The sequence below is a fragment of the Acinetobacter sp. UBA3025 genome, assembly GCF_002367915.1.
Classification (GTDB): domain Bacteria; phylum Pseudomonadota; class Gammaproteobacteria; order Pseudomonadales; family Moraxellaceae; genus Acinetobacter.
The window spans coordinates 1-10,772 of sequence record NZ_DFDO01000286.1 but is presented as its reverse complement, the minus strand read 5'-3'; the positions used below and the strand labels follow the sequence as shown (position 1 = coordinate 10,772).

The window sequence follows — 10,772 nt, the reverse complement described above, 5'->3', positions numbered from 1 at the left end:
TGTGACCCCCGCATTATGAGTGCGGTGCTCTAACCAACTGAGCTACATAGCCGTAAACTGTGTGCGCATTATCGTAATTTCAGGTCGTATCGTCAAGCATTTTAAACCACAAATGTTCAGTCTTTATGCAAATTAATCATAAACTCTTAAACTTTGTACAAATCATGCTTTAATTCGAAACCTATTAGCAAATACTATGAAAATTAGTATCTTTTTTTAAAGCCAAATCTAAATCGAAGTCGTATCATATAATATTTAATTTTAAGAATAACTTGCTGAAGAAACAAAATAAAAAGTGAATCTAGGACCTTTTCCTATCGCTATAATACTTTTCCAAATATGGCCAATAGCATCTCTGGATTAAAGCAAAACTGAAGATGACGAAATTCAAAATATACCTAAGCCTGCTCCTATTGAGTTTTATAAGTTTAGCCAATGCAACTGTTATTCATCCAAGCAGCAGATTTTCAGGATGTGATGATGTGAAAAGTTTGGCTCAAGAAGTCATGCTCTTTAGACTGAAAGGTGCACCACAGAAATGGATGATTCAGCAAATAAAACAGCACTACGGTACAGCGAATGATCTCCATGCTCTGATTGGTATAAAACTTACTGAAAAAGCGTTTAAATATGAAATACCCCAAGATCAGTCTGGACGTTCCGCCTTAATTAAAAACTTTGCAATTGATCACTATAATGAATGTGAGAAATCCATTACAGATCGTGCTCAATTTTAAAAAGAAAATAACGGTATTAACCCACCCTTGGAAAGGGAAGTTTTAGAACACTAAAATTATGCTGATAGAAGGTTACTATTAGAAATAGCAGTCTATCTTTATGCAGTTTGATAGATTTTTCATTATTAAAATCTCAATTTTAAACCTGTTCCTATAGTTTTATATAACAGGGATTTTTTGAATCTAAAATTACAGGTAATAACGCAGTATTAAAATCAGATGGCTTTTTTAAGTTAGTTCATTAATATTCTAAAATCATATTATTTTAATCTCAAAATATAAATATAAATCAAAAACTTATAAAATATACCAACCATTAAAAATTATTGCTTTGTTAAACATAATACTGAGGTATTTACTTGGTTTTATTTTTATAAAATACGCGTTATGATCAAAGTATAAACAACAATTCGTATACGATTTTAACGCGTCATATTTTTATAAAACTTATTTCCGATAAGGAGAATTCTAATGTCATTTGAACATATTTTAGTACCCGTTGACGGTTCAGAAACTTCCTACGCTGCAGTCGATAAAGCTGTCGAAATTGCCAAAGCATTTAACAGTAAAGTGACAGTGGTTCAGGTGCTGGCACTTGATCCCTATATCGCTGCTGAATACATTACAGCAGCTCAAACCAATGACCTGGTTGAACGTGCCCGTACTGCAATTCTGAAGACACTTGATGAAGCAAAAGCGAAATTTGCTGCGGCAGGTATTGATGCAGAGACCCAGCTACTCGAAGGTCAGGTGATTTATAGTGAAATTGTCAAAGCAGCAGAATCCTTGAATACTGATCTGATTGTGATTGGCTCACATGGCCGTACTGGCTTCAAGAAACTGTTCCTGGGTAGTGTTGCGCAAAGCATCTTGGGACAGGCCAATGTTCCTGTAATGGTTATCCGTAAATAATAAAAAAATCCCCACTTCAATCAAGTGGGGATTTCTCTTTCAGACAAATCCATCCCATTGATACTGCTTTAAGCTGACCCGATTTCCAGCACATAGAATTCCTTCTGCGCCTAACTTTTGCTGTTGAATATTATGTCCATATTCATCCAGTTTATTGAGACTGATCTTACCTTGAGCGTTCAGGACACGATGCCAAGGCAAATCGGTTTCTGTATCAAGCTGGCTTAAAACCCTACCTACCAGACGTGCATGTTTGGGCAAGCCAGCCAGTTTAGCGATCTGTCCATAGGTCGCTACTTTCGCATAAGGAATCTGGCTGACTACACTCAGAATCATTTGTGCCATTTCCTGGCTTGCACTTGATGTCATAGGCTTTCAATCTTGATAGAAAATTCTAACGCTTAGAAATTCTCCGGATTCTCTAAGCGTTTCACTTCTTGTACTTTGTCAGGATGATGCACGGTTGCTACACCATCGGCATCTTTCTTATCAATCAGCATTTCTGGCTGGAAGATGGTGATGGTTTCATTTCCATTTGCATCCTCTCCTACAATATACTGAAAACCGCGACGGTTCATCTTGTGGCACATCCGCTGATACCAACCCTTAAAACCTTGGGTTTCTTCATTCGGGTTGTAATAAAAGGCATTCATCACTGCTGGCAAACCTAGGCCACAAACCACCCCGGAAAGAAGTACCACAATAAAGGTATATCCAATCAGAATACTGCTATATTCTTCCAGTTGCGGAATATTGGCCACTGCCAGAATCAGGGCTAAGGAAATCCCGCCACGTACACCGCCCCAAGACAGAATGGTTAAACTGCCGTTATAACTTTTCTTACGCATTCTAGGGAATAATGCAAAAGACAGATAATTGGCCAGGAAGCGTGCCAAATGCAGAATTATGAAAGCGACAATTCCGCCTAGAACCAGACTGGTGCTTAGATCAATAATGAACAATTCCAGACCAATCAAGGTGAACAGGAAGGAATTGATAATCCCCTCTACCGTATGCCAGAAATGGTTTACATCACCGATATCTGCATCAGCCAGAATTTCTTTCCATTTATTACCAACAATCAAACCACCGATCACACAGGCAATTGGCGCAGAAGCATGCGCCAATAAAGCAACCAGATATGAACCACAAGCCAACAGTGCAGTAGTTAATATCAGTGATTCCATTTCATGCTTACCGCGCAGAATACGTAGAATCGCCAGACCAAAACCGATCCCGATCAAGACTGCCACGACAATTTCATAAAGCAATGTTTGCAGGACGGCGAGTACGGTAAAGTTTTCACCTTGCAGTACATTCAGTAAAGTCATAAATAATGCAATACACATCGCATCATTAAACAGCGACTCACCTTCCAGTTTCACGATCAAATGATGGGGTGCGCGTACCGAACTGAGGACACCTTTAATCCCAATTGGATCCGTTGCTCCGAGCGCAGCACCGAGTAATAGCAGGACTAATATATCGACATGGTTGCCAATCAGGAACTGATAACCGTACAGCGCAATACCAAAGAAAACTGCACAAAAAACCAATGCCAGACTGGCCAGAATACCAATCGGCCGCCAGTGATTGCGTAAATCTGAAACCTTAAACTTCAATGCGGATGAAGTCAGAATGAAACAGATCACCCCATTAATCAGGAAGTCATAAAAATTGACATGGCGAACTGCTTTCTCAATATTATCAATATTGATGCTAAAAAATGGATTACCCTGTAACAGGCTGGCGCACCATTGCAAGATAAAGACAAAAATAGCGGAAACAATCGGCACACCAATGGCTTGAGGAAAACTTAGAACACGTTTGTTGAACATGGTAGTGGCAATTGACAGAGCAAAGACCACCGTCAACAGTTGTAAAAAAAAGAAACTTCCCATTAGGTTTCCTAAGATTTGGCAATTTGCAGCCGTGAGCTGAAAGTTTTACTTGAAATATAAATTTAAAAAAACAGTATATTTTAGCGGATCAAGTTTAGCCCCATTTTTTTTCGAATTAAGTTAAGTTTCTTTTCAATATTCACAACTGATGATTTAACATACAGCCTTAAAGCACTTTATTGCTCACTCCTCCTTTCTATTTAGAAATTTTCTTCCATGCATCAAACTGTCAAAACTATATTCCGTCTGTGTCTCGCTGCTGTCATTTTTCTGGTTACACTTTCTTTAATGTTCACTTGTGTTGCCAAAATTCAGGAGATCCTGAAAGCAGATCAATATTATCAGCAAGCCGTGAGCATTCCTTTAAAAAGCAGTGCCAAAGCGCAATATGTACTGGTATCTAATAATCAACGTCCAGACAACGCGCTGTTTATCCTGATTGCCGGAAATGGTTATGTAGCAAAAATCAGCTGTGAGCATTATGCGGCCCTATGTACTGATGACTATAACCAGTCACATACCCGGCAGATTCAAAATGTCAATTTAGTAAAAGTGAGAAATTATTTTTATATTGAAAATATTCAGTTCCAAGATAGTCGAACTGGTCAGATCACTAAACTCAGCTATTCCATAAATGAATTGAAGCAATTTTATAATAATGACATCAGCAATTTAAAATATATTCTCTTTGCGATTTCGTTATTTGCCTTGGCTGCCCTATTTGTCAGTATCAAGATTTTGAAAAACTTCAGTCGTTTTCTGGAAAAATAACTATTCAATCATTAGGGGAGCATTTGCTCCCCTTTTTTGATCTTTAATTTTAGATATTTTGATTAAAAGTATCGCAAGCAGACATTTGTCCCGATTTCAAACCGGTATTAAACCATTTTACCCGCTGTGCACTGGTACCATGCGTAAAGCTGTCTGGTACGACATGGCCTTGGGCCTTTTTCTGCAGATAGTCATCACCGATCTTGTGTGCCGCATCCATGGCTTCCTGTACATCACCCTGCTCCAGGAATTGCGTACGCTCATGATTATGATAAGCCCATACCCCAGCCAGACAATCCGCCTGTAGTTCTTGACGTACAGAAAGCTGATTACCCTGCGCTTGAGTGGCTTGTTGACGTGCCTGCTGTACCTGTGAAGAAATGCCTAAAATGGTCTGGATATGATGACCCACCTCATGTGCTACCACATAGGCTTGAGCAAAATCACCTGCCTGATCATTGCGAGATAACTCGGTTGAGTTCTGTTCCCCGCTAATTCCCATCTGAGTACGCATATCTTTAAAGAATGCCGTATCAATATAAACTTTCTGGTCAGCCGGACAGTAGAAAGGTCCCATGGCCGATTGCGCTGTACCACAACCAGAATTTACTACCCCACTAAATAGAACCAGTTTAGGCGGAGTATATTGCTGGTTCAGCTGCTGCTGAAATACTTGAGACCAGGTATCTTCTGTATCGGCAAGCACAGTTCCTACAAAATCGATCGCTTCTTGCTGTTCTGGCGTTGGATTTTCCAGACCCCGTGTTTCTGCACTAGAAACCCCTTGCGTGACCTGCTTGGTGGTTTGATAGGCTTGCTGTGGATCAACGCCAAAAAACTTCCAGGCCACGAAAGCAATAATCAACCCGAGAATACTGATTCCACCGGCTTTGGCACCACCGCCACGACGGTCTTCTACATTGCTACTAACACGACGTCCTTTCCAGCGCATACTGAGATTCCTTATAGTTTAAAGTCAGCTTATTTTAACGGGCCTGATTTATGCCTGCTTTGATTTCGATCTGATTTTTTGAATAAAGCCAATCAAGATAAATACGATTAACCCTGCCACAAAACCAATCACCAGATTAATCAGTGTAGGCGTAACAGCCCCTACGATACTGCCCAGACTAGGCATATGCTCTACATACTCAACCGAATCTTCAGTGAAATGATGAAACCATGGAATGGTATGAGCAATAATCCCGCCACCGACCAGGAACATTGCAATCGTACCTACAATCGTCAGGGTTTTCATCAATTTAGGAGCAAAAGCCAGCAATCCACAGCCTATACTTTGTTTGAAGCTGGATGCCTGCTTAGTCAGGTACAAACCTAAATCATCAATTTTAACAATCATGGCGACGAAGCCGTACACCCCGACTGTCATTAATATGGCAATTCCTGCCAGTACGATGACCTTGGTGGTAAAAGCTGCGGCTGCCACCGTGCCCAAAGAAATCACTACAATTTCCGCAGACAAAATAAAGTCAGTTCGGATCGCACCCTTAATTTTCTCTTTTTCAAATGTGGCCAAATCGGTTTCGATCGTAGTGAATTCAGCCTCAGCATCTTCTTCAGTCTTGGCTTTCTTATGCTTTAAACTATGTAGAACTTTTTCTACGCCTTCATAACAGAGAAATAAACCGCCAATCATCAGTAAAGGATTGATTAACCAAGGCGCAACCACACTAATAAGTAAAGCCAAAGGAACAAGAATCAGCTTATTAATAAAAGAACCTTTCGCTACCCCCCACACCACAGGAAGTTCACGTTCTGCCCGTACACCGCTGACTTGCTGAGCATTTAATGCCAAGTCATCCCCCAAGACACCTGCCGTCTTTTTTGCAGCCATCTTGCTCATCACGGCAACATCGTCTAAAACAGTCGCAATATCATCCAATAATATTAATAAGCTGCTCGCCATTTTTGTTATCCTTATCATCTTTAGACATATTTTAATGAAAATATTTAAAAAATATTGTATTCACTTGTTTAATTAATAAGATTTTTTACTACGGCTTTTTTTCTGGCTGACATTCAAAAACAGAATGCCGTACAATGTGGCCATTCGTTAAAATATAGATGTAGTACAGACTACTTTTTGGAATAGATAATGAGTAATCAAGATAATCGCCCAGTAATCTTGACTGGCGACCGTCCTACCGGACAGCTTCACCTTGGCCATTTTGTCGGTTCATTACGCTCTCGCGTAGGTTTACAAGATTCTCACCATCAACATTTGTTACTCGCTGATGCTCAAGCCCTGACAGATAATGCAGATAACTTTGAAAAAGTACGTCGCAATATTATTGAAGTGGCGACAGATTATCTGGCTGTCGGCATTGATCCAACCAAAACTACAATCTGTGTTCAGTCTTGCCTGCCAGCCTTAAACGAACTGACTATGCTCTATCTGAACTTTGTGACAGTTTCACGTCTAGAGCGCAACCCGACCATTAAATCTGAAATTCAGATGCGTGGTTTTGAGCGTGATATTCCTGCAGGTTTCTTATGCTATCCAGTGGCTCAAGCAGCAGATATCACAGCCTTTAAAGCAACTGTAGTTCCAGTAGGCGAAGACCAGATTCCAATGATCGAACAGACCAATGAGATCGTACGTCGCCTTAACCGTCAGATTGGCCGTGAATTACTGCCTGAATGTAAGGCGCTGCTTTCTAATGTGGGACGCTTACCAGGTTTTGACGGCAAAGCGAAAATGTCTAAATCATTAGGCAATACCATTGTTCTAGATGCTTCTGATAAAGACATCAAAAAAGCTGTCAATGCGATGTATACCGATCCGAATCACCTTCGTATCGAAGATCCAGGCCAGGTTGAAGGCAATGTGGTATTTACTTACCTGGATGCATTCGACACCAATAAAGAAGAACTGGAAGAACTGAAAGCACATTATCGCCGTGGTGGTTTAGGTGATGGTACGGTGAAAAAACGTCTGGAAGGTGTTCTGAAAGAGTTGATCGGTCCAATTCGTGAACGTCGTATGGAACTGGCTAAAGATCCGGATTACATCATGGATATTTTGAAAACGGGTACAGACAAATGCCGTGACATTACACAGGCCACTTTAGATGAAGTGAAAACAGGCTTAGGCGTTTTCCACTTCTAAGATAGACAATATTTAAAAAAGTCCTTCATATGAAGGGCTTTTTTTATTTAAGCTCAAAATGCGCAAAAATAAGGCAAGTTTCCACACAGATTCTTCATAGTTTTAACCTTACTTAACATCTATTAACATGAATACTGATGAGTCACATGAGAATGAGTCCTACTATACTTATATACAGTAAGGAATCAAATTTAAATCTCTCCACAGTTAATCTTGATTTAGTTTTGAAAGAAACTCCCTTTTTCTACGCAATGACAACCCCAATCATTGCGTTTTTTTTGTCTGTAATTTTTATTAAAAACTTTCTATCTTAAATATACTTTAGTATACTTTTTCCTCATATTTACCTATGTAGCAACGGCTACTAATAAAAAAACCGCAACATATGCGGTTTTTTTATTTTTTTCAAACTTAATTGTGTTTATGACGCATATGCGGGAATAAAATTACATCACGGATACTTGGCGCATTCGCGAAAATCATTACCAGACGGTCAATACCGATCCCTTCACCTGCTGTAGGAGGCAGACCATATTCTAGGGCTTCAATGAAGTCAGCATCATAGTGCATTGCTTCATCATCACCTGCATCTTTCTCAGCAACCTGTGCCTGGAAGCGTTCAGCCTGATCAATCGGGTCATTTAATTCTGAGAAGCCATTTGCCAGTTCACGACCACCGATAAAGAATTCAAAACGGTCTGTAATATGCGGATTTTGATCATTACGGCGAGCTAGTGGAGAAGTTTCCGCTGGATATTCAGTCACGAATGTAGGCTGACGTAGTTGAGTTTCTACCGTTTCTTCAAATACGATTGTTTGCAGTTTACCCAGACCAAAACCTGGTTTTACCTGTTCTTTCAGTTCGTCATGAATAAATTTTGCCAGGAACTCACGGTCATTGACATTTTCTGGAGTGAACTGTGGATTGTGCTCAAGAATGGCGTCAAACATTGAGATCTTTTTAAATGGTCCTTTGAAGCTAAAGACTTCATCGCCATAAGGCACATCAGTGGTACCCAGAATATCAATTGCCAGTTTTTCCAGCATTTGCTCTGTCAATTCCATCAGGTCTTTGTAATCTGCATACGCCTGGTAGAATTCGATCATAGTGAATTCAGGGTTATGACGAGTAGAAACACCTTCATTACGGAAGTTACGGTTAATTTCGAATACGCGCTCGAAACCACCCACAACCAGACGTTTCAAATAAAGCTCAGGTGCAATACGCAGGAACAACGGCATATCCAGTGCATTATGATGCGTTTCAAATGGACGCGCAGATGCTCCACCAGGAATTACGTGCATCATCGGGGTTTCAACTTCCATAAAACGTTTGTCGTTCAGGAAGCTACGAATACCGGCAACAACTTTGGCACGAACTTCAAAAGTTTTACGGGTTTCTTCATTTACGATCAGATCAAGATAACGCTTACGATACTTCACTTCAGTATCAGTCAAACCATGGAACTTGTCTGGAAGTGGACGTAATGATTTAGTCAGTAGTTCAAAATGTTCGATATGAACATACAGGTCACCTTTACCAGAACGACCGATATAACCTTCAACTGCAATGATATCGCCCAGATCCAGGCCTTTGATCGTTGCAAGTACTTCTGGCTCTAGTTCTTTACGTGGAACATAAAGCTGAATACGACCGGTCATATCCTGAATCACGATGAATGAACCGCGGTTCAACATCACACGACCTGCTACTTTTACATGAACGTGTTCGCCAGCTTCAATTTCTTCTTTAGATTTATCAGCAAACTGGTCTTGTAAATCTTGCGCATAATGTTCACGTTTAAATGTGTTTGGCCATGGGCTAACACCAGTTTCTTTTGCGTGGTCTTGAATCTGCTTTAACTTGGCATGACGCTGTGCAATTAAATCGTTTTCGGAAATGATTTGTTCAGAAGTCGATTGAGCGTTATTTTGCGTCATCTCTGCCTCGGATAAGATTAGTTAAAAAATAGAAGTTGCATAGAATAGCAGAAATCTGCATCAAATCGTAGCGTAAACACTTCCCACACGTGGCTTTTCTTGAGAAAAATTTCTGGATATATGAAATTTTTAAAAACAAATGATTTTCATTATTTTCAGTTTCGAATTTTATGATTGGTTTTTTTAGAATATTGCCCAACTTTTGTTAGATGAAAGTCCAAGACCTCAATCCTCTGCACAAATTCTGCCTTTATATCCCGTATCAGCTTAGACCAATAGCTAACTGCTTCCTCGAAATAGACGTTTTACAATAATGACCATATTAGAAGGTGGTGTCTTAACACCCTGACCACGACTTTGCCATGTCCGATAAAAATGAGTAAAAATATGTCTAAAATATTGTTTTTTCATGGCTTGGATTCGTCAAAACAGTCCACGAAATTTCATGCAATTGATGCAATGCATAAATATTGTATAGATGTGGATTATCGCAATCTGAGCTACCAGTCGGTAGCCGATTTCTACCACGAAATGGTTGAAACCATTAAACCGGATATTCTGGTCGGACACAGTCTGGGCGGTTATTGGGCGCTAAAAATGTCACAAGCTCATCAAATCCCTTGTGTGATCGCGAATCCTAGCTTGCAACCAAATTTCCGCGATGATTATCCTGCGATTTGTGACAGTGATTTACAGCATGATATTCCGCAAATGGCCTATCTGGAATTAGGTGATGAAATTCTGGATATGCATGCAGCACAGGCACAGCTTGAAGACTATATACAAATTCATGCCATTGAAGGTGGCCACCATCGTCTTGAACACCCTGAGCAGATTAATGACCTGATTCAGGAAATTGAATATCATTTTATCCGGCAATAAAAAAGCCCCAATAGTTGGGGCTTTTTTGATCATCTAGACTTAAGCAACTGCAGCTTCAGGCTGGGATTTATCATCAAGTACTGACCAGATGTCCAGGCCTAATTCACCGTGTAAATCTGGCAGATCAAGGAAGATGCTCGCACCTAGAACCTGATGCTGACATTTCTCAGCCAATTCATGAACTGCTTTCAATGTACCACCAGTTGCCAGTACATCATCCACAATAATTACTTTTTGTCCCTGAACCTCTGCAGACATTTCCAGACGGTCCAGACCATATTCAAGGCTATAACCTACACCTACGACTGGAGGCGGCAATTTACCTGCTTTACGAACCAGCAATAAGCCTTTGCCCGTACGCTGCGCCAACAGGCTTGCCAGCACAAAACCACGTGCTTCCACTGCCACAAAGCTGTCTACTTCAGCAAGCTTTTCTTCAGGAATGCTGGCAATCAGAGCATCAGTTAATGGACCCAGATTATTCATGAATAATGGAGT

At 40.3% G+C, this 10,772-nt stretch carries 11 protein-coding genes; 5 read left to right on the top strand and 6 right to left on the bottom strand.

The window, feature by feature from the left end; all coding sequences use genetic code 11:
- The first annotated feature begins 482 nt into the window (after positions 1 to 482).
- Together B4J23_RS12080 and B4J23_RS12075 are read left to right on the top strand one after the other, a co-directional pair.
- A complete protein-coding gene (locus B4J23_RS12080) occupies positions 483 to 737 on the top strand; it encodes a hypothetical protein (RefSeq protein WP_291360922.1) in 255 nt (84 codons plus the stop codon).
- Positions 738 to 1,208: 471 nt separating this feature from the next.
- A complete protein-coding gene (locus B4J23_RS12075) occupies positions 1,209 to 1,649 on the top strand; it encodes a universal stress protein (RefSeq protein WP_004782991.1) in 441 nt (146 codons plus the stop codon).
- A 39-nt stretch (positions 1,650 to 1,688) separates the two neighbouring features.
- On the opposite strand, the gene B4J23_RS12070 is transcribed toward B4J23_RS12075, so the two are convergent.
- Complete coding sequence (locus B4J23_RS12070) at positions 1,689 to 1,985, bottom strand: MGMT family protein (RefSeq protein WP_125278749.1); 297 nt, start codon at positions 1,983 to 1,985, stop codon at positions 1,689 to 1,691.
- Between the two features lie 65 nt (positions 1,986 to 2,050).
- Positions 2,051 to 3,550, bottom strand: coding sequence for a cation:proton antiporter (locus B4J23_RS12065; protein WP_291360919.1), 1,500 nt, complete (start codon positions 3,548 to 3,550; stop codon positions 2,051 to 2,053).
- A gap of 216 nt (positions 3,551 to 3,766) precedes the next feature.
- On the opposite strand from B4J23_RS12065, the gene B4J23_RS12060 reads away from it, so the two are divergent.
- Entirely contained in the window at positions 3,767 to 4,321 is a 555-nt protein-coding gene (locus B4J23_RS12060) for a hypothetical protein (protein ID WP_291360917.1), read from the top strand.
- A gap of 49 nt (positions 4,322 to 4,370) precedes the next feature.
- Here B4J23_RS12060 and B4J23_RS12055 read toward each other — a convergent pair whose 3' ends face one another.
- Together B4J23_RS12055 and B4J23_RS12050 are read right to left on the bottom strand one after the other, a co-directional pair.
- Entirely contained in the window at positions 4,371 to 5,273 is a 903-nt protein-coding gene (locus B4J23_RS12055) for a KPN_02809 family neutral zinc metallopeptidase (protein WP_179992117.1), read from the bottom strand.
- A 48-nt stretch (positions 5,274 to 5,321) separates the two neighbouring features.
- Positions 5,322 to 6,248, bottom strand: a complete 927-nt coding sequence (locus tag B4J23_RS12050; protein WP_166137010.1) for a DUF808 domain-containing protein — start codon at positions 6,246 to 6,248, stop codon at positions 5,322 to 5,324.
- Between the two features lie 189 nt (positions 6,249 to 6,437).
- Here B4J23_RS12050 and trpS point away from each other — a divergent pair, with 189 nt between their 5' ends.
- Positions 6,438 to 7,451: a tryptophan--tRNA ligase gene (gene trpS, locus B4J23_RS12045; RefSeq protein WP_291360913.1), complete on the top strand. Its 1,014-nt coding sequence runs from the start codon at positions 6,438 to 6,440 to the stop codon at positions 7,449 to 7,451.
- Positions 7,452 to 7,862: 411 nt separating this feature from the next.
- Here the strand turns inward: trpS and lysS are convergent, their stop codons facing one another.
- Positions 7,863 to 9,392 carry a lysine--tRNA ligase gene (gene lysS / locus B4J23_RS12040; protein ID WP_291360911.1) on the bottom strand — a complete coding sequence of 510 codons (1,530 nt, stop codon included), beginning with the start codon at positions 9,390 to 9,392 and terminating at the stop codon, positions 7,863 to 7,865.
- Positions 9,393 to 9,779: 387 nt separating this feature from the next.
- Between lysS and B4J23_RS12035 the strand changes: the two genes are divergently transcribed.
- Entirely contained in the window at positions 9,780 to 10,274 is a 495-nt protein-coding gene (locus tag B4J23_RS12035; RefSeq protein WP_291360909.1) for a YqiA/YcfP family alpha/beta fold hydrolase, read from the top strand.
- Between the two features lie 39 nt (positions 10,275 to 10,313).
- Here the strand turns inward: B4J23_RS12035 and B4J23_RS12030 are convergent.
- Positions 10,314 to 10,772: adenine phosphoribosyltransferase (locus B4J23_RS12030; protein WP_291360907.1), on the bottom strand; the 459-nt coding region annotated here is incomplete at its 5' end.